This is a genomic window from Halomonas sp. 7T (assembly GCF_025643255.1).
Taxonomy (GTDB): Bacteria; Pseudomonadota; Gammaproteobacteria; order Pseudomonadales; family Halomonadaceae; genus Vreelandella.
Window position 1 is genome coordinate 3,095,326 of record NZ_CP087112.1, and the last position, 19,768, is coordinate 3,115,093.

Here is a 19,768-nt window from a genome sequence, read left to right on the forward strand (position 1 = left end):
GTCAATAGGACTTGCTTGTCCTTGCCATCCCGCTAACTGTCACGATTATTAGTCACAAGCAGCAACGAGAGGATGCCCACTGGCACCGTTATGACTTTAACAGAACTTCGCTATATCGTAACCCTTGCTCAAGAGCGCCACTTTGGCCGGGCAGCAGAACGCTGCCATGTTTCCCAACCAACGCTCTCCGTGGCCGTGAAAAAGTTGGAAGAGGAGCTTGATAGCCCACTCTTCGAGCGCTCGAAATCTACTGTGCAAGTGACGCCGCTAGGCGAAAAAATTATTGCCCAGGCACAGCGGGTGCTAGAGCAGAGCAGCTTGATTTATGAAATGGCCAGCGCGGGGAAAGACCAGCTAGCGAATCCTCTGCGGATTGGCGCTATTTACACCATTGGGCCTTACCTGTTTCCGCACCTCGTACCTGCACTGGCCCACGCCGCGCCACAAATGCCGCTGTATATTGAAGAGGGGATGACCGGCACGCTGCGGGCCAAGCTGCGCAGTGGCGAGCTGGATGTGATTATCGTTGCGCTGCCGTTTACCGAAACCGACGTAGTCACCAAGCCGATCTATGATGAGCACTTTGAAGTACTGATGCCCGCTAACCACCGTTGGGTGGAGCGTGATGTCATTTACAAAGAGGACTTATTAGAAGAGCGGCTGCTGCTGCTGGGCGAGGGCCACTGCTTCCGCGATCAGATTTTAGAGGCCTGTCCGGCGATCACCCAGAAGCTTAACAGCCCTAATAATACGCTGATTGCAGAGGGCGGTTCACTGGAAACCATTCGGCATATGGTGGCGTCAAAGTTGGGGATCACGGTATTGCCACAGTCAGCACTCGGAACCGACCAATATGAAAACGCCATGCTGGTCAGTCGCCCGTTTGCTGACCCAGCACCCTCACGTACGGTTGCCATCGCTTGGCGGGCAAGCTTTCCAAGGCCGAAGGCCATTGACGCGCTTTCCCAAGCGATTAGCCAGTGCAGGCAGCCGGTGCATAAGGTGAATAGCGCCTCATGAGTGAGCTTTCCGCACCGGTGACGGCGTTGAAAGGCGTCGGCGAAGCGCTGGCGATCAAGCTCGCCCGACTCGGCATTGAGCGCGTCAGCGATCTGCTGTTTCACCTGCCGCTACGCTACCAGGATCGCACACGTCTCACCCCGATTGGCCAGCTGCGGGCGGGGTACGAAGCGGTGGTAGAAGGTGAGGTGACCGCCAATGACGTGGTGAAAGGGCGCCGGCGCAGTTTATTGGTTCGCTTGCGCGACGGTAGCGGCATCTTGAGCCTGCGCTTTTTCCATTTTTCGCCGGCGCAACAGCAGCAGCTTCGCCCTGGCGTGACCGTGCGGGCGTTTGGCGAAGCGCGTGCGGGAGCGACGGGGCTTGAGATCTATCACCCGGAGTACCGCCTCAGCGGCGGCAGTGAGACGCCGGTAGAGGAGTATTACACGCCGATTTACCCCACTACCGAAGGGCTTCACCAAACCCGCTTGCGCGCACTGACCCAGCAAGCGCTGCGTCTGTTAGAACAAGCCCCTGAAGCGTTACCTGAAGTGATTCCCGATACCTTGCGTCAGCGCTTCCAGCTGCCGGGGCTACACGCCAGCCTGCAGCTTTTACACCAGCCCCCACCGGATGTGGATTTAGAGCAGTTAGCTCACGGCCTTCACCCCGCTACGCGGCGGCTCGCCTTGGAAGAGCTGTTGGCCCACCAGCTTAGCCTGCGGGAAGTGCGTCTGCGCATTCAGGCGGATGGCGCGCCGGTTCTGCCGTCGGGACGTGGCCTGCAAACCCGCTTTTTAGCGCAGCTACCGTTTGCACTCACCGGTGCCCAGCAGCGCGTGCTGGAAGAGATTGCCCTCGATTTAGCGCGTCCCGCACCCATGCTGCGGCTGGTGCAAGGCGATGTCGGTTCAGGGAAAACGGTGGTAGCGGCAATGGCGGCGCTCTCAGCGCTGGCGGGCAACTGCCAAGCGGCGATGATGGCGCCCACGGAGATCCTGGCGGAGCAGCACTACCGCTCGTTTAAAGCCTGGTTTGAGCCGCTGGGCATTGAAGTGGCGTGGCTGGCGGGTAAGCTAAAAGGCAAGGCGCGGTTGGATGCTAAAGCCGCCATTGCCGATGGCCGAGCGCGAATGGTGGTGGGGACTCACGCACTGTTTCAAGATGACGTTCATTTCCAGTGCCTGGGGCTGGCGATTATCGACGAACAGCACCGTTTTGGCGTGCACCAGCGCCTCGCCTTGCGAGAAAAGGGCGAAGCCGGTGGGTTAACGCCCCACCAGCTGATCATGACGGCCACGCCGATTCCCCGCACGCTGGCCATGAGCGCCTATGCGGATCTCGATGTCTCGGTGATTGACGAATTGCCGCCGGGGCGCACGCCGGTAAAAACCGTGGTGGTCTCTGACGAGCGTCGTTCGGAAGTGGTGGAACGCATCCGTAATGCCTGTAGCGACGGCCGCCAAGCCTACTGGGTGTGTACGCTGATCGAAGAGTCCGAGGTGTTGCAGTGCCAAGCTGCTGAGGTGACGCGGGATGAGCTCACCCAGGCGCTGCCGGAGCTGGCCATTGGGCTGATTCACGGTCGCATGAAAGCAGCGGAAAAAGCCGACGTGATGGACGCTTTCAAAACCGGCGAGTTAGACCTCTTGGTCGCCACCACGGTGATCGAAGTAGGCGTGGATGTGCCCAATGCCAGCCTGATGATCATCGAAAACCCAGAGCGCTTGGGGCTTTCTCAGCTGCACCAACTGCGCGGTCGGGTCGGGCGGGGCAGCACTGAAAGCTTCTGTGTGCTGCTTTACCATCCGCCGCTCTCCAAAAGCTCTCGTGAGCGACTCGGCGTGATGCGGGAAACCACTGACGGCTTCCGCATTGCCGAAAAAGACCTGGAAATTCGTGGCCCTGGCGAAGTGCTGGGCACTCGCCAAACCGGCCTTGCCCAAATGAAGATCGCGGATTTAGAGCGCGATGCCGACCAGCTAGAGCGAGTCACCGCCCTGGCCCAGGCGCTTCAGGGCAATGCTGACGTCACCGCTGTGCTGATACGCCGTTGGCTGGGCGAGGCCGCAGGGCGCTATGGGCAGGTGTAGCAACGTATTGCTAAGCAGGGCTGTGCGTTGGCTCTACAGTAGGTGCGCTGGCTAAACGGCTAGAGGCATTGCCGAGAGGTGCCAGCTGTTGTGCGATTAAACGTAGTTGGCTCTGAATCGGCCGGTAAAGCGCCACTGCGTTCTCTTCTAGGGTAGCCGGCGGCTCTTCCAGTTGCGCTAATAGCTCTTTGGCGTGCTCATCGAGTGGCTCGATGGGTAAACGTTTGTGCAGCTGTTCTGCCAGCTGTTCTAAAAGGGCACTGATGCGCTTAGCGAGGGGCACCAGTTCGGCATCGTCTTCATCTTCTGCCAGCCGGTGGCGGTGGGCACCTAGCGCCGAGAGATGGCTTAACAGCGTATTAGAAAGCACTAAAAAACGCAGCCCGTTGTCAGCATCCTGCTTTCGATAGTGGCCCGGTTCGTGGAGCATATTGGTCAACAGCGTTGAGAGCGCTGCATCGGCATTGTGGGCATTACGGCGCGCGAGTCGATAGGCTAAGTCGTCCTGTTTGCCCTCTTCATACTGATGAATAATTTCGTCTAAATAGCGGCGGTGATTGTTTAGCACGTTAGCGGCTTCCCGGTAGAGCCTCCGGCCTTGCCAGTCGGGCAGAATAAAAAACACCGCGAGTCCTGCGATTAACGAGCCAATCAACGTATCAAACAGGCGCGGCCATATCAGATCAAATCCATCACCCACCTGATTAAAGCTGCACAGTATCAGCAGGGTGATGGAGGCTGTGGCAATGACGTAGTGTTTCTCACGGTTAGCAAAAAACGAGACGCCTGCGGCCACTGCAATCATGCTTTGCACCAAGGGATGAGGAAATAGGCTAATGGATACCCACCCCGCGACTAACCCTAATACTGTCCCGACAATTCGCTGCGATAGAAAGCGTCGCGTGGTGGCGAAGTTTGGGCGGCAAACAAACAGCGTGGTCAGCAAAATCCAGAACCCCTGTTCCGGGTCAAGCCACTGCAGTAGCCCGTAGCCGACGACTAAGGCCGTGGATAAACGCACCGCGTGCCGAAATGTCGGCGAGCCTAGGGTAAAATTCAGCCGCACCCGGCGCCAGGCTTCCAGTAGGCTGGAGGGCGAGCGGTCGAAGAGCGTGCTATCCCGTCGCGGGTCCACGTTATCGGGATTGTGGGCACTGGCAATCTGCGCCTCCAGCGTTGAGAGGTTATCGGCTAAGGCGTTGAGGGGGTGTATTAAAGGTCGCCACTCGGGCTTGCCGCGCTCGCTTAGGTTATCGATAGAGGCGCGTAGATCTGCCAGCGCTTGCTCGCTCTGCTCATGGCTGAAGGGGCGGTTAAGCAGCAGCGACTTTGCCAGCTGGCGGCAGGCACGGCCCTGTTGGTCTAAAAGACGCTGGCAGCGAAACAGCACGTCGTGGTGAAAAAACGCCTCGGTGAGCGCGCTGTAGGGGTAGTGGGTGGAGCTTGCCCGCTCGTGGATATCCTGGGCGATAAAGTAAATTTGCAGATAGCGGTTCAGCTTACGGCTGCCCCGTTGCCCCTCCAGGCGGCGAAAAATGATCTCTTTTGCCTGGTTTAGCGCATCCACCACTTGGCCGTTTTGTCGCGCCAGCGCCACGCGGCGGGCCTCTATATCCACGCCACGCACGGGTTCGAACAGCGCAGATTTGAGAATCAAAAACGCGCTTAGGGCTTTATATACCCGTGCCATGCTCTGTTTGACCGGCTGGCGGGAGAACAGCGCGCACCATACCACTGAAATCGCCCCGTACCATGCCGCGCCGGCTAACAGCAGCAGCTGACGCGTGGCGACGTCTTCATCCGCGCCGCCATGCTGCTCGATATTGATCATCGAGTAGATCGAGAGAATCAGCGTGCCAGAGGCTATAGTGGCGTAACGCTGACCAATCGCCCCGAGCATAATCAGTGTGAAGGTGGAAACCGCCAAGCCCACCGCAAACAGCCACGGCCACGGAAACAGCCACTGCACCACAAACGACGCTGAAGCAAAACATAACAGGGTGACCGCCAACGCCTGCAAACGGCCTTGCCAGCTGTCGTCGGTTTCGGAAAGCGCGCTTGCGATAATGCCTAAAAAGAGCGGAATGACGAGCGCCACATCCCCCGCTAGCCCGCTAAACAGCAGCGCCCCGCTAAAGGCGATAAACACCCGCAGGCTGTAGGCGAACTTATCCAGTGTCCAAAGACGCCGTAGAGGCGATGAAAGTGGCATAGAGTCTCTTTGCTGCGTCTCGTGTTAGACTTTAGTTTATATTCTGTTGTAGCGAGTGGCTAGGCGTTCCCTATAAAAGTGGCGGCGATGGGCAACCAACAAAAAGCCCCGCAGCGCGACGGGCTACGGGGCATTAGGCATCAGCGACTGGCCGAACAGGGTTACAAATATTTCAGTAGCTTTTGCAGCTTGTTCATATCGGCAGAATCGCCGACGAGGCGAACATCTCCTGCCACCATGCCGTCTAAAAATGCCTGCTGAGTAGGCTTCTTGAGAATGCGTAGTGCGGCATCTTGATCGCGAAAGCGTAGCTCAAGATCGAGATCCACGGGTAGGCCTTTGCCGGTGGTCACCCCGTGGGGCGTCATCCGGTAGTAGCGGGCAATGCTTAAATCTTCCGTGGCAATTCCCCAATCCAGACCGCGCATGCGTTCCAGCTGCTCTTTAAAGCGCGGCTTGCGGCGCAGGGCGCGTTTGAGCATAAAACTCAGCAGCCACAACGTCAGCTTAAGCTTCATTAGGAAACGGCGTCCTTGAGCGCTTTGCCTGGCTTAAAGGCCACATTTTTGCTGGCGGGAATTTGCAGCGGCGCGCCGGTTTGTGGGTTCTTTCCGGTACGAGCAGCGCGTTCACGCACGGTAAAGGTACCAAAACCGATCAGGGCAACATCTTCACCTTTAGCGACGCTGTTGGTGATCTCATCCAGAATGACGTTGAGGACTTGGCCCGCTTTGTCTTTGGAAAGATCGGCACCTTCAGCAATGGCAGCGGCGAGTTCAGGTTTACGCATAGAGGAAACTCCCTTGTAACAAAATCAAGCGTACGCTTGTGATGTGTAAAAACAGTATTGTTTAAAGCATTACCCGGCTGGTCTAGCTTCTTTAGACTAGTCGTGAATGCGGCGAAAATCAGCCTAGCAGCGCAGGGGCTGCTCTGGAAAGCTCCACTTTCCTTCTCACGCAGCCGCCTGTCAACGCAAAACCAATCAAACGTCCGTCTTTATCTTCGGCAAGCGCCGTAAAATCGTCGCCATCGCCCTCGATTCGCCAGCGCTCCGGAGGCTGAGCTGGAGGGTAAGCCACGACCGGCAGTAGCGGTGTTTTGACGATTACCGGCCAAGCGCCAAAGCTCACTGATGTTGGCGAGCCTACCAGCGTTGCAGCCAGGGCTTTCACGCTAGCCTGCAGCGGCTGTACATACATGGCGTTAACGCCGTCGATACAGGCCACATCGCCCAGCGCGAATACGTGTGGGCGGTTCGTGCGTAGCTGCCGGTCAACGTGAATGCCGCTGGAGCTAACGTTCAACCCTGCCGCTTCGGCAAGCTGAGTGCGGGGCGCCAAGCCGGTGGCTAACAGCGCAATATCCACCGTGTGGCGCTCGCCATTGTCCAGTTGCAGCGCCAGCGCGTTGTAGGCATCTGGAGACAGGGTTTCTAAGGTGCGCCCCAGCGCTAAGTGAATGCCCGCTGCTTGAAAAGCATCGGCCAGTGCAACACCTAACGGCTCGGGAAGCAGGCGCGGCAGCGGGGCGCTCTCAGGCGCAATGATAGTGACGTGATGCCCGCCCGCGCGGAGGTCATTGGCGAATTCACAGCCTACGAGGCCAGCGCCAATAATCGCGACGCGGGTAGGTTTTGTGAGCGTCCCGTGGAGGCGGCGATAGTCATCTAAGTCATTGACGGTAAAACAACGCTCAGCCAGCGCGTTAGGTATACGAAACGGCGTACGTGGAGCCGCGCCTGTGGCTAATACCACGTCGTCATAGCCAAGCGCTTGGCCGTTACTCAGCCGTATCGTTTGGTTATCCACATCCAGTTGTGTGACCTGGGTGTGGGTAACTACCTGGGCGTTTAGCTCATCGGCAAGCGCATGCGCGTTGCGCTGGGCGAGTTTATCGGGGCTTAAGCGCTTAGCAAAGCCGGTGGAGAGCAGCGGCTTGCTGTAGTCATCGCCGCTGTCAGCGCTAACTAGCGTGATAGTGCGCGTATCTCCCTGGCGGCGCAGCGCGCGGGCTAAGCCAACGCCCGCCATGCCGGTGCCAATAATCACCAGCGCTGCGTGGGGGGGAGCGGTACCTTGTTGAGACGATGGGGGCATGCAGTCACCAAAAGTCGGTGGAACAAAAGCCTGTGAGAGCACCATGTTACACTACCGCCCACTTTTTTGACTGCCTTGGAGAATCCGGTGAAGGCTCCAGTTTTACGGCAAACCCAGCCGTTTGTGCACTGGCTACCCGTTAATGCGCTGCGCCCTTCGATGAGTGCGCCCTGGCAGCACTGGGTGGCGTCTACTGACTCGTTAACGGCGCGTCTCACGGCGGCGGCAGGCGACAAGCCGTTTCGAGTGCGTTTAGTACGCCAAACCATTGGTTTGCCCCAGCGGGATGAGGCGCTGGCCTTGGGTATTGAACCACGCCGCTATGCATGGCTGAGGGAAGTCGCGCTCTGTGTGGACGATACACCTTGGGTCGTTGCCCGCTCGGTGGCACCGCTCACCCAACTGCAGGGGAAAGGCCTAGAGGGGCTTGGCGAGCGTTCGTTAGGCAGTTGGCTGTTTCGCCAGCCTGATTTAGTGCGCGGCCCTTTGTATGCCACTAAACACTGGCCCCGCTTTGCCCATCACCTCTGTGCGCCTACGGTGGCCGGCGTTTGGGGGCGGCGCTCGGTTTTTCAGCACAGCGGGCTTTCACTACTGGTTCAAGAGTATTTTTTATCCACTATGGCGGATGATCTTGGCCTGCCTTCGCGCTAGGCTAAGACGGCATCTTTTTTCGTGAGGTAAGCATGGATCGTTCTCTGTTGCGGCCAACGGGGTGGGCTCGGGTGGCGGATTTTTTACAGCTGATGCGCCTGGATAGGCCGATTGGCACCTGGCTATTGATGTGGCCAACCCTATGGGCGCTGTGGATTGCGGCAGAGGGGGTGCCTGGGCGCGATGTATTGCTGATCTTTATTGCTGGTGTTTACGTGATGCGCGCGGCGGGCTGCGTGGTAAACGATTACGCGGATCGCCATTTTGATGGCCATGTGAAGCGCACTAAGCACCGGCCGCTTGCCACCGGTCGCATCAGCGAAACCGAAGCGCAGCTGCTGTTCGTTGGGCTAGTAGCGGCTGCGTTTATTCTGGTGCTGCTTACCAACGGGTTTACCGTCTTGCTCTCTATTGGCGGCTTAGCACTGGCGTTTATTTACCCCTTTATGAAGCGCTACACCCACTTTCCCCAAGTGGTGCTAGGGGCGGCTTTCTCCTGGGCGATACCCATGGCGTTTGGCGCCGTGCTGGGGAGCGTGCCCCTTGAGGCGTGGTTGCTGTTTTTCGCCAACGTATTGTGGACCGTGGCCTACGATACCCAGTACGCCATGGTTGACCGCGACGATGACTTAAAAATCGGTATTAAATCAACAGCGGTGCTGTTCGGAGATGCTGATCGATTAATCATTGGCTTGCTACAACTCGCCACGCTGGCGCTGTTAGCCTGGGTCGGGCTACGCGTAGGGTTAGGCGGTTTTTTCTGGCTGGGGCTAGTCGCGATGGCAGCGACGTTTGCCCATCAGCAGCGGCTAATTGCGCACCGTGAGCGTGATGGCTGCTTCCAGGCATTTCTGAATAATTACTGGTCGGGGCTGCTTATTTTTGCCGGTATTGCCCTGAGCTGGTGGCCAATCACTGGCTAAATATGGTGCTTGTCATAAAATTGTCACCAAGTCATGGTGTTATCGTCACAGATATTTCATTGAACTGTTTTCTATGAGCTAGTTCCATTGCACACCGTGAGGCCTAGGAATGACCGCCAAGACCGTTTTGATTGTCGATGATGAGGCGCCGATTCGCGAAATGATCGCAGTGGCGCTGGAAATGGCTGACTATCACGTGCTTGAAGCGGATAACGCCCAAGATGCCCATGCAATGGTGGTCGACCATCAACCCGATCTGCTGCTACTGGATTGGATGATGCCCGGCACCAGCGGTATCGAGCTTGCAAGGCGGCTCAAACGCGAAGAAGCAACCGCTGAAATCCCGATTATTATGCTCACTGCCAAGGGGGAAGAGGATAATAAGATTCAAGGTCTTGAAGCGGGCGCTGACGACTACATCACCAAGCCGTTTTCACCGCGTGAGCTGGTGGCCCGCTTAAAAGCCGTACTGCGACGCACGACCCCCAGGGGTGTTGAAGACCCTATTGAAATTAACGGCCTGCTGCTCGACCCGGTGAGTCACCGAGTCAGTGCGCATGGTGAAGCGCTAGAAATGGGTCCCACCGAGTATCGCCTGTTGCAGTTTTTTATGACCCACCAAGAGCGCGCCTATACCCGCAGCCAGCTGCTTGATCAGGTTTGGGGTGGCAATGTGTACGTTGAAGAGCGCACCGTTGATGTACACATCCGCCGTTTGCGTAAAGCCCTGGGCGAAGCCCACCAAAACCTTATCCAAACAGTGCGAGGTACTGGGTATCGCTTCTCCGCACGGGTGTAACGCGTGCGACTCTGGGGGCGAGAACTGTGGCGAATTGCTTGGCTGGCGACTCTAGGGGTTTTGCTAGGCTGGGCGTTAGGCGCGCCCGGGCTGGGGCTGGCTACAGGGCTGGCGGTGTGTTTGTTTTATCACCTTCGCCAGCTGCGGGCGCTGTTTCAATGGCTAACGTTGCATCCCCAAGATGAGCCACCCTCGGCACGCGGTATGTGGGGCGAGCTATTTGATCGTCTCTACCGCTACCAAAAGAGCCAGCGTATTACGCAGGCACGCCTGCGGGCGACCCTTGCGCGTATTCAAGAATCCTCAGAAGCGATGCGTGACAGCGTTGTCATGCTGGACCGCCACGGTGACTTAGAGTGGTGGAATAGCGCCGCTGCAGAAATGCTGGGTCTACAAACCGCCCATGACCGTGGGCAACATATTACGAACTTGCTACGTGACCCGCGCTTTATCAGCTATTTCAATGCCAATGAGTATGGCGAACCCTTGACACTGACCTCGCCCATTGATGAGCGCCGAATTTTACAGTATCAAATTACCCTTTATGGCGACGATGAGCGGCTCGTCATGGCGCGAGACATTACCCGCCTGCATCGCCTGGAGCAGATGCGTCGCGACTTTGTCGCCAACGTCTCCCATGAGTTACGCACACCGCTAACCGTACTTTCCGGCTATTTGGAAACATACAGTGATTTAAGCGACCAGTTACCACCGCGCTTAGGCCGTGGAATTGGGCAAATGGAGGCGCAAACCAAACGCATGCAGAGCTTGGTCAATGATTTGCTGCTGCTCTCACGGTTAGAAATTGACCAAGGTGGAAAAGATCACCAGCCGTTTGCCGTTGGGCCGTTACTTGAGAGCATTCGTCAGGATGCCGTGGCGCTTTCCAGCCAGCAGCAAGGGGGGCATGCTGCAAGTAGCCTGCTGCATAATATCGACGTGCGCATTGAGGGAGAGGCGCAGCTAGTGGGCAGTGAGCAGGAAATTCGCAGCGCTATTTCTAATCTTGCGTTTAATGCTGTTCGCTACACACCGACAGGGAGTCAAATAACCCTAAGCTGGACCACACAAGAGAATGGATGCGCCTGCATCGCGGTGGAAGATAATGGTGAGGGGATTGACCCTGTCCATATCCCTCGGCTGACCGAACGTTTCTACCGGGTTGATAAAGGGCGCAGCACGGCGACTGGCGGCACTGGCTTGGGTCTAGCCATTGTTAAGCATGTGCTGCTACGCCATGACGCCCAGCTGCACATCGTCTCCCGGCCTGGTGAGGGCGCGAGGTTTCGCTGCGTATTTCCTGCCACTCGGGTCTTGGCCCGCTAATTCGACGGTGCTTGCCACGCTATTTACCCTCATCGTCTATTTGCTTTCACAGTCGCCCCGCCTTGATGAACAATTTTTGTATAAGTGTGTCAGTTTGACTGCTAAGAATGGTCAAACCCTGCGCATGTGTCATTTTTAGTCACTTTTGCGGTTTTAAGCGTGCTTTCCGAGCGGTCAAAAAGACATTATAAAAAATAATAAGTATTTGTATTTTATGATTTTATTATTTTTTTTGGCAAAGTGGCACAGGTGATGCAGTTATCTTGGTAAGGAAGATAACCGCTGGAACTGGTAAGCCTATATGGCACTCTTCCTTAAATTTAGCGGTATCAAACAGCGATCGAGGAGACGGAATATGATGTCCATGGAACTACTCAAGAAAGCTGGTATTTTAGGTGTATCTTTTGGCTTGATGGCTAGCCCGCTAGCATTCGCCGACACTACTGAAAATTCATCAATTGATCAGAACCAAGGCATTACAGCTGATGAGCAGCCATTAGATAATCATTCACAAGACAATGCGAATGCAGGCAACTACGACACTGAAGATCTAACGACCGATCACGGCACTCAAGGTCCAGACGTTGTTGATGAGCCTGATTCTGACGACATGAGCGGTGATGAAGAGTACACGCCAGAAGAGCTTGTTGAAGAAAATAGTGCGTCGTAATTGATAATTTTAATCAATAACATTGTTTTACAAAGTTGTAGATAACTCTTACGCTAAGGAATGAGCATATAAGGGGCAAGGATGTCCTAAGCAAGGATGCTCACTGGTTCAAGGAGTGAATCTAGCGACGATTAATACGTTAGTCAGGGTTAATTCCAAGGTTGGAGTCCCGCAAAAGGATAGGAAGCTAACGTCAGGTATCGCTCGAATTAAGAGTTATCAAGACCCCGCCACGGCGGGGTCTCGTTTTTGTGGGTATCTAAAAAGTGTGGATGGTTCAACTCTTACTTATCCAGCAGTGAGTGAGCCACGGTAGTGGTGGTCCCACATCAAAACGGCGCCTGCGACTGCGCCGGGAATTAAGAATAAGTTTGCCAAGGGAATCCAGGTGACAACGGTTACCCATCCGCCATAGGTCAGGCTTGGCCACCAGCGCTGCGAAAGCCGGTGGCGCATATCTCGAAACGTTATCTTATTGTTGTCCATTGGGTAATCCAAATAGGTGATGGCCATTATCCAGGCGGAAAAAAGTGCCCATAAGAGAGGCGACAGTAGGTTAAGCCCAGGAACCCAGCTCACGACGAACAGCGCTGCTGCGCGGGGCAGGATGTAGCCTAACTTCACCAGCTCGCGTCCCACGGCATCAATCGCCGTTTTTGCCAGCCCGCGGTCATCTAACGGTGCGCGGCCAGTGACTTGCTGCTCTACCTTGGCGGCCAAAAAGCCGTAAAACGGCGCAGCGATCAGGTGAGTGACGAGCGTGAAGGTGAAAAATACGACTAATAGCAGGCTGACGAAAAACAATGGCCAAATTAACCAAGATAACCACTCAAGCCAGCTAGGCACCATGGTCATTGCGCTATTTAGCCAGCCAGAAAAGCGGTTAACCACCCAGCTAAGCATACTGGCATACACCGCCAGATTGACCAGAAGAGGAAGGAAAATATAGCGCCGTAGACCCTTTTGATACACCAAATAGGTGCCTCGACGTAGTGCGGTTAATGCATTCAACCTGTTGACTCCTTAACAATGCGCCCAAACAGAGCATTTGGGCGTATTGCAGGAGGTATTTAGGGGGAGGTCAAGACTTTTTAAGCGCTTCCTGGTCGATGCTATCGAGGTCGGTATGGCGAATATCCAGCCCTTTAACAAGGTAGACGACATACTCGGCGAGGTTGTTGGCGTGGTCGCCTACGCGCTCTAGGGCACGTAGCACCCACATAATGCTAAGCACTGAGCTAATTGAGCGGGAATCTTCCATCATAAAGGTCATTAACGAACGCATGGCGCTACCGTACTCGTCATCAACAAGTTCGTCTTCACGCACGACCTGCATGGCAAGCTCGGTATCAAAGCGAGCAAAGGCTGTTAATGCATCGCGCAGCATCTTACGCACGTGTTCACTGATGTGGCGCACTTCTACCAGGCCGCGAACACTGCCATTGCTTTCACTTAATAGCATCGCGTTACGGGCAATTTTGCTGGCTTCATCGCCGATCCGTTCAAGGTCTGAGGTAGCGCGAATAACCGCCAGCACCAAGCGAAGATCAGAAGCTGCTGGTTGACGGCGTGCCAGTACGCGGGTGCATTCGTCATCTATTTGTAGCTGCAGGTCGTTGACCTGGCGGTCGTTATCACGCACTTTTTCGGCGAGATGACTGTCGCCTTCAAGCAGCGCATAAACCGCATCTTGCACCTGCTTCTCCACCAAACCGCCCATGGCCATCAGGTGGGTTTTTAGCTCTTCAAGTTCTTGGTTGAACTGACGAGAAATATGCTGGCTGTGGGTTTCGCTATTAATGTCCATTGCGCACTCCTGACGGGATGTCGTTGGGGCCTAGGTGATGCGGCCGGTGATGTAATTTTCAGTGCGTTGTAAACGCGGGTTAGTGAACACTTGGTCGGTTAAGCCGAACTCAACCAGTTCGCCGTGCTGCATAAACGCCGTGTAGTCGGAAACCCGCGCGGCCTGCTGCATATTATGAGTAACCAGCACCAAGGTAAGCTGCGATTTAAGATTACGGATCAGCTCTTCTACTTTAAGTGTTGAGATGGGGTCCAGCGCCGAGGCTGGCTCATCCAAGAGTAATACGTCGGGCTGTACGGCCAGCGTGCGGGCAATCACTAAACGCTGCTGCTGCCCGCCGGAGAGCTGCCACGCTGAGCGGTGCAGCTGGTCTTTCACCTCGTCCCATAGCGCGGCAGACGTCAACGCCCACTCAATAATGTCGTCCCGCTTACGCTTAGGTAAACGGCGCTGCAAACGCAGCCCAAAGGCGACATTTTCATAAATCGACATTGGAAACGGGTTAGGCGTTTGAAATACCATGCCCACTCGCCGCCTCAGCTCAGTGACGTTCATTTGAGGAGCATGAATATCCTGCCCTTCAAGCGAGATATGCCCGCTATGAGAAACGGATTCGTTGAGGTCATGGAGTCGATTAATTGCCCTGAGCAGGGTGGATTTGCCACAACCAGAGGGGCCGATAAACGCGGTCACACGATGGCGAGGCACGTCGAGCGTCAACTGTCGCAATGCAGGCTTCCCCGCATAGGCGAGGTTAAACTGGTTAATGCTTAGGCAGCACTGCTCAGGCGCAAACGTAGTCACTGGAGCGTGTGTTGCTTGGGCAGACGTTAAGGACGCTAGCATTCGTTTCCTCGTTGACGCCTTAAATAATGACGCAGAAATATGGCAGTTAGGTTAAGCACCAGCACAATCAGTACTAACAGTAACGCCGTGGCGTAAACCAGCGGGATGGCGGCTTGAACATCTTCCCCGTGAAACGCCGTATCAAATAAATGATAGCCAAGGTGCATAAACTTGCGCTCAAGGTGTAAATAGGGGAAATCACCATCCAGCGGCATTTGCGGCGCTAGTTTGGCAACGCCTACCAGCATTAAGGGGGCTACTTCCCCGGCGGCCCGGGCGATGGCTAATATCACCCCGGTGAGCATCGCCGGGGTAGCCATAGGCAGCACCACTCGGGTTAACATTTCCAGGCGTGTCGCACCGAGCGCCACGGCACCTTCGCGCTGGGCGTCGGGGATGCGCGCTAACCCCTCTTCCGTTGCCACAATCACCACCGGCAGAGTTAATAGCGCGAGGGTCAGAGAAGCCCATAACAGCCCGCCGGTGCCGAAGGTGGGCGAGGGTAATTCGTCACTAAAGAACCACTGATCAATAGAGCCGCCAATGCCGTAAACGAATACCCCAAGACCAAAGACCCCATACACAATAGACGGCACACCGGCCAGGTTGCGCACGCCAATGCGCACGAGGTGAGTAAGCCGATTTTGGTGAGCGATCTCATTGAGATAAATCGCCGCGAGCACGCCAAATGGGGTCACAATCACTGACATTAAAATCACCATCAGCACAGTGCCAAAAATAGCCGGCCACACGCCGCCGCCAGTGTTGGCAGCCCGCGGCCCTTCGCTTAAAAAGCGCCAAACATTTTGCCCCCAGGCAGTGGTTTTTTGCCCCCAGCTCATCGCGTTAGGGGCCTGAATATGACGAACACTGGCAAGCGGCTGGCGCAGCGTTTGGCCACCTGCGGTTATCAGCAGTAACTCGCTGCTGCTTCGCTGGCTCGCGGGTTGTGAAAGCGACGCAAGGATGTAGTCCTCAGCCGCCTGTCCAGTTAAGCGCTGGTCATCACTCTCTACGGCCACTAAACGGCCAATAAAATCGCCCCACGGGGTGCGCTCCAGGCGGATCAGATCGTTTGGCGTCGCTTGTTCGACGATCTCCTCAATATTTATCCAGCGCCAGTTAGCCCCGGTGATATCACTGTTGCCGGTGAAATAGAGCCGCTCCATGCCTGCGTTTAGCGGCAGTGGCGTTTCGCGTACTGGCTGGCCGATAACGGTTTCACCTGAGGAGAGCGTGACCTCCTCCAAGGCGGCGGGCCAGAAGTGGCCCAAGCCGCGTGTAGCAAGCAGGGTCAGCAGCGCCGCTAACATGAGTAGTGAAAGCGCCACGCAGGCGGCACATAACCATGGCCAAAGCCCATCGTTTAACCAGCTCACCGGCCGCTTACTCTGTTCGGAAAGTGGCGTCATTGCTTGCCTCCCAGCCGGTGGTAACGGCGGCGTAGGCGCTGGCGCACTGTTTCTGCCAGGGTATTCACTAAAAATGTAAAGATGAATAGCGCAAGCGCTGCCAAAATCAGCAGATGGTAGGTAAGCCCCCCGGGGGTTGCCTCGGGCAGTTCAATGGCAATGGCGGCGGAGAGCGAGCGCAATCCCTCAAAGGGACTGGCGCTAAACAGCGCCGTATTACCGCTCGCCATGAGTACGATCATGGTTTCACCCACGGCGCGGCCTGCGCCAATCATCACCGCTGAAAAAATGCCGGGACTCGCGGTGGGCAGCGCTACTTTCCAGAGCGCCTGCCATCGGCTTGCGCCCAGTGCTTGCGCGCCCTCCATCAGAGTCGGCGGGATGTCAGCGAGCGCATCTTCGGCTAGCGCATAAATACTTGGTATGACGGCAAACCCCATGGCGATACCGACGATAAGCGCGTTGCGTGTGGCGTAATCCATGCCGTAGCGCTGGTCGAGCAAGCGGCGTAGGTCGCCCCCTAACAGGTGCTGTTCCAGCAGTGGCGCGAGCCATAGCGCTACGGCGACCATGCTCACAAGCCATGGAATTAACCATAACCCTGCCCAGGAGTGCGGCAAACGCTGGCGCAGCCGAGCGGCGGCAACGTGCCACAAAGCGCCCGCTAATAGAGCGCTAAAGGGCAGCCATGCGATGAGCAGCAGAGCGCTCGCTAAGTGGCGCTCTACCCAGGGGGCTAGCACTAACCCCGCAATAAAGCCCACTACGACACCCGGCACGGCCTCCATAAGCTCTAATGCGGGTTTTAGCCGACTGCGCAATCGTACCGACATAAACAGCGCTGAGTAGATCGCGGCGCCCAACGCAATCGGTGTGGCAAACAGCATCGCGGCGAGCGCGGCTTTTAAGGTGCCCCATGCCAGCGGCGACAGTTTACTAAGCGCGAACGTATCGCCTAGCGCTAGCAGCGGCAGCGTTTCCCATAGTAGGAAAACGCCAATGGCGAGAATCGCCAATAGCACCCCAATGCCCCCGGCGGTGATGAGCCCGGTGGCAATACGGTCTTGAAGCTGGCGCAGCGGCAGATAAACACGGGGTAGCCGAGGAGGAGTCATGTCGACATCATAGAGCAGCGGGTGCCATCGCTAAAATAAACATGCATGGTGGAGTTTCCTTACCCTAAAACATTTTTATGACAGTTAAATGACAGTAGCTACCACGGCTGTTGGGCATTCAGATCCTCCGGCGGCAGCGGTACAAACCCCGAGGCGCGGACAATTGCCTGACCCTCTGGCGACATAATCAGCGCGATAAACGCCTGCTCAGCGGCGGGTAATGACTCCCCCGGCGGTAAATTAACGTAGAGATAAAGATCGCGAGAGAAGGGGTAATCGTCGCGCTGAATCGATGATTCAGTCGGTGCCAGCGTGTTGCCATGCTGGTCGGCAAGCGGGAGTGCCTTTACCATCGGGGTGAGGTGGTTGTAGCCCGCATAGCCCATGGCATTAGGTGACTCGCCCACGGCGGCAACCACGGCGGATGAGCCAGGGTGCTCGCTGATATCGACCCGGAACCGTCCGTTACACAGCGCTTGCTGTTGAAACAACCCATGGGTGCCTGAGGCAAGATTGCGCCCATGCAACGCAATGTGACCATAAGGCCATTGCGCGGTCTCAAGTAACGTTTCCCAACGCCTGATCGGGCGTGTGGCCCCACACGCGAGGCTGGTCGAAAAAATAGCATCGACCTGTTGGCGGGTTAACGCGTCAAGCGGGTTATGGCGATGCACCACCACCACCAGTGCATCCCGCGCTACGCGAAGCTCTAGGGGCGGGTAGCCATAGCGGTCGATAAACTGCTGGCGTTCAGTCGCAGACATTGGTCTGGACATGGGGCCAAGGCGCGTAGTGCCTGCGATCAGCGCCGTGGGCGCACTGGCCGAACCGCCCGCTTGAAACTGCAGGTTGATTTCAGGGTGGCGAGCGGTGAGCGCTTCTCCCCAGCGTAACACCAGCCCCGCCATGGTGTCAGACCCCACTGCCCCTAGCGTACCGCTGGTAAGGGTGGGCGCTGTAGGCTGCCCCCAGGCTATCTGGACGGCCATGAGGAGTGTTCCTAGCAATGCTAAGCGCAGGCGATATTTCTTCCCAAGACATAAAGCGTTACCCTTCAAACGTCTTTCCTCTTGTGATTAACTAATACCACTCTGTTGCGATGCAGCAACATCACAACAATAAACTTACAAAGCGACGACCTTATGACACCGTTGGATTCTGATTTGGATGACGTGCCTGCGCCCCAAGGGCAGCTCACGTTAAAGCTACTGGCTTCTCGACAAGATACCAATCTCTACGGCGATATTCCTGGTGGCTGGCTCGTTAATCTGATGGATCAAGCCGCAGAGCTTGCCGCAGGTCGTGAAGCCGGAGGGCGAAACGCAACCGTTGCCATTGAAGCGATGGATTTTTTAAGCCCGGTACGCGTCGGGTCGATGGTGAGTGTGTATACCCAAGTTCAGGACATTGGCCACAGCTCAATCAAAATTGATGTGGAGGTATGGGTGCGTCCGCCCCATGGCCGCCATATTGAAGAGCGTCAGAAAGTCACCGAAGCGCGCTTTGTGATGGTGGCGCTGGATGAAAACGGCCGGATTCGCGCAGTACACAGCTAAGCGTCCGCCGCTGCATATCGAAAAGGGCGCCGTGGCGCCCTTTATGCTTAAGAAGGCAATGCCCGCTTAAGGTGTCCTCGCTTGTTGAAAGCGACTACGTATTGAGCTCTGCGCGGCTTCTCAAGTAAGCGTATTCACCCACATCGCTAAACGGGCGCAGCACTTCCTGGAACGCTGAATACGACTCCCAAACACGGCGCGACTCCTCGTCGCCGTCTACCTGGCGCTGAATCGCTTCTTTGGAGGATTCATAAAGTGCAGCCATGACGTCCTCGGGGAAGGTGCGCAGCTGCACACCATGCTCGTCAACCAGTGTTTCCAGCGCTTGCGCGTTGCGATAGGCGAATTCGCTGATCATGGCAAGGTTAGAAGCGCGTGCCGCTTCGCGGATAACGTCCTGAAGATCTTCGGGTAGGGCGTTCCAGGCGTCCAGGTTAACGGTGCCTTCTAGTACGGCGGTCGGCTCGTTCCACACCGATGTGTAGTAGTAATCCGCCACTTGGTGCAGGCCAAACGCCATATCGTTATAAGGGCCTACCCAGTCGGCAGCGTCCAGTACGCCGGTTTGTAGCGAGGTAAAGATTTCTGAACCGGGCATGTTAACGGTAGTGACCCCAATGCCGTTCATTGCTTCGCCCGCCAGCCCCGGCAAACGCAGGCGTAGGCCCTGCATATCGGCCAGGGAGTTAATTTCTTTTTTAAACCAGCCCGCCATCTGGGTGCCTGTATTACCGACTGCAAAGGGCTTAAGGTTGTGGTTGGCGTAAATCTCATCCCACAGTTCTTGGCCGCCGCCGTGGTATAACCAGGCATTCATTTCAGTGGTATTCATGCCGAACGGCACAGCAGTGAAAAACTGCGAGGCAGCGACTTTTCCGCGCCAGTAATAAGCGGCGGAGTGGCCCATTTCAGCGGTGCCTGCAGCGACAGCATCAAACACTTCCAGCGCTGGCACAAGCTCACCCGCACCATGTACGCGGATACGCATACGGCCATTAGAGAGCTGTTCTACCCGACGGGCGAAGTCGTTCGCGCCGGTACCGAGTGCGGGAAAGTTTTTCGGCCAGGAGGTCACCATATCCCAGGTGTAGGTTTCGTTAGCGCTGGCGGTGGAAACAAACGGGGCGGCAGCGACACCGGCGGCACCAAGGCCGGCGGCTTTAAGAAAGTTGCGGCGTTGCATAATGAGCAAGACTCCGGAAATTATAGGATATTTTTGTCAACGTGCTAAAAGCACCGTGTCCGTTTGCCAGT

At 56.2% G+C, this 19,768-nt stretch carries 19 protein-coding genes; 8 read left to right on the forward strand and 11 right to left on the reverse strand.

The features are described from left to right. The first annotated feature begins 90 nt into the window (after positions 1–90). Together LOS15_RS14510 and recG are read left to right on the forward strand one after the other, a co-directional pair. Positions 91–1,020: a hydrogen peroxide-inducible genes activator gene (locus LOS15_RS14510; protein ID WP_263066642.1), complete on the forward strand. Its 930-nt coding sequence runs from the start codon at positions 91–93 to the stop codon at positions 1,018–1,020. After that, a complete protein-coding gene (recG, locus tag LOS15_RS14515) occupies positions 1,017–3,095 on the forward strand; it encodes an ATP-dependent DNA helicase RecG (RefSeq protein WP_263066643.1) in 2,079 nt (692 codons plus the stop codon). The genes LOS15_RS14510 and recG overlap by 4 nt, the downstream gene beginning before the upstream one ends. Positions 3,096–3,105: 10 nt before the next feature. On the opposite strand, the gene yccS is transcribed toward recG, so the two are convergent. The 4 genes from yccS to LOS15_RS14535 all read right to left on the reverse strand — a co-directional run bounded on the left by yccS (position 3,106) and on the right by LOS15_RS14535 (position 7,406). Next, a complete protein-coding gene (gene yccS, locus LOS15_RS14520) occupies positions 3,106–5,307 on the reverse strand; it encodes a YccS family putative transporter (RefSeq protein WP_263066644.1) in 2,202 nt (733 codons plus the stop codon). A gap of 161 nt (positions 5,308–5,468) precedes the next feature. Beyond that, a complete protein-coding gene (locus LOS15_RS14525) occupies positions 5,469–5,825 on the reverse strand; it encodes a hypothetical protein (protein WP_263066645.1) in 357 nt (118 codons plus the stop codon). Next, entirely contained in the window at positions 5,825–6,097 is a 273-nt protein-coding gene (locus LOS15_RS14530; RefSeq protein WP_009098191.1) for an HU family DNA-binding protein, read from the reverse strand. The genes LOS15_RS14525 and LOS15_RS14530 overlap by 1 nt, the downstream gene beginning before the upstream one ends. Before the next feature lie 118 nt (positions 6,098–6,215). Next, positions 6,216–7,406 (reverse strand): NAD(P)/FAD-dependent oxidoreductase, encoded by a 1,191-nt coding sequence (locus LOS15_RS14535; RefSeq protein WP_263066647.1) that lies wholly within the window; start codon positions 7,404–7,406, stop codon positions 6,216–6,218. 87 nt (positions 7,407–7,493) lie between these two features. Between LOS15_RS14535 and LOS15_RS14540 the strand changes: the two genes are divergently transcribed. From LOS15_RS14540 to LOS15_RS14560, 5 genes are all read left to right on the forward strand, one after another. Next, positions 7,494–8,060, forward strand: a complete 567-nt coding sequence (locus LOS15_RS14540) for a chorismate--pyruvate lyase family protein (protein WP_263066648.1) — start codon at positions 7,494–7,496, stop codon at positions 8,058–8,060. Between the two features lie 32 nt (positions 8,061–8,092). Beyond that, a complete protein-coding gene (ubiA, locus tag LOS15_RS14545) occupies positions 8,093–8,983 on the forward strand; it encodes a 4-hydroxybenzoate octaprenyltransferase (protein ID WP_263066649.1) in 891 nt (296 codons plus the stop codon). 109 nt (positions 8,984–9,092) lie between these two features. Further along, positions 9,093–9,782 (forward strand): phosphate regulon transcriptional regulator PhoB, encoded by a 690-nt coding sequence (gene phoB, locus LOS15_RS14550; RefSeq protein WP_263066650.1) that lies wholly within the window; start codon positions 9,093–9,095, stop codon positions 9,780–9,782. Positions 9,783–9,785: 3 nt separating this feature from the next. After that, complete coding sequence (gene phoR / locus LOS15_RS14555; protein WP_263066651.1) at positions 9,786–11,108, forward strand: phosphate regulon sensor histidine kinase PhoR; 1,323 nt, start codon at positions 9,786–9,788, stop codon at positions 11,106–11,108. 355 nt (positions 11,109–11,463) lie between these two features. Next, positions 11,464–11,778, forward strand: a complete 315-nt coding sequence (locus tag LOS15_RS14560; protein WP_263066652.1) for a hypothetical protein — start codon at positions 11,464–11,466, stop codon at positions 11,776–11,778. 288 nt (positions 11,779–12,066) lie between these two features. On the opposite strand, the gene cysZ is transcribed toward LOS15_RS14560, so the two are convergent. The 6 genes from cysZ to LOS15_RS14590 all read right to left on the reverse strand — a co-directional run bounded on the left by cysZ (position 12,067) and on the right by LOS15_RS14590 (position 17,947). Beyond that, positions 12,067–12,789, reverse strand: a complete 723-nt coding sequence (gene cysZ / locus LOS15_RS14565; protein WP_263066653.1) for a sulfate transporter CysZ — start codon at positions 12,787–12,789, stop codon at positions 12,067–12,069. Between the two features lie 70 nt (positions 12,790–12,859). Beyond that, the gene (gene phoU / locus LOS15_RS14570; RefSeq protein WP_263066654.1) at positions 12,860–13,585 is read right to left on the reverse strand and encodes a phosphate signaling complex protein PhoU; all 726 of its coding nucleotides are present in this window, start codon (positions 13,583–13,585) and stop codon (positions 12,860–12,862) included. A gap of 30 nt (positions 13,586–13,615) precedes the next feature. Further along, positions 13,616–14,431: a phosphate ABC transporter ATP-binding protein PstB gene (pstB, locus tag LOS15_RS14575; protein ID WP_263066656.1), complete on the reverse strand. Its 816-nt coding sequence runs from the start codon at positions 14,429–14,431 to the stop codon at positions 13,616–13,618. Continuing rightward, on the reverse strand, positions 14,425–15,843 hold the full coding sequence (gene pstA / locus LOS15_RS14580; RefSeq protein ID WP_263066657.1) for a phosphate ABC transporter permease PstA: 1,419 nt from the start codon (positions 15,841–15,843) through the stop codon (positions 14,425–14,427). The genes pstB and pstA overlap by 7 nt, the downstream gene beginning before the upstream one ends. Further along, entirely contained in the window at positions 15,840–16,958 is a 1,119-nt protein-coding gene (locus LOS15_RS14585) for an ABC transporter permease subunit (RefSeq protein ID WP_263066658.1), read from the reverse strand. Before LOS15_RS14585 ends, pstA begins: the two co-directional genes overlap by 4 nt. A 98-nt stretch (positions 16,959–17,056) precedes the next feature. Next, on the reverse strand, positions 17,057–17,947 hold the full coding sequence (locus LOS15_RS14590; protein WP_263066659.1) for a PstS family phosphate ABC transporter substrate-binding protein: 891 nt from the start codon (positions 17,945–17,947) through the stop codon (positions 17,057–17,059). 153 nt (positions 17,948–18,100) lie between these two features. Between LOS15_RS14590 and LOS15_RS14595 the strand changes: the two genes are divergently transcribed. Then, the gene (locus tag LOS15_RS14595; protein WP_263066662.1) at positions 18,101–18,514 is read left to right on the forward strand and encodes an acyl-CoA thioesterase; all 414 of its coding nucleotides are present in this window, start codon (positions 18,101–18,103) and stop codon (positions 18,512–18,514) included. Positions 18,515–18,608: 94 nt separating this feature from the next. Here LOS15_RS14595 and LOS15_RS14600 read toward each other — a convergent pair whose 3' ends face one another. Next, the gene (locus LOS15_RS14600; protein WP_263066664.1) at positions 18,609–19,697 is read right to left on the reverse strand and encodes a TRAP transporter substrate-binding protein; all 1,089 of its coding nucleotides are present in this window, start codon (positions 19,695–19,697) and stop codon (positions 18,609–18,611) included. Positions 19,698–19,768: the final 71 nt, after the last annotated feature.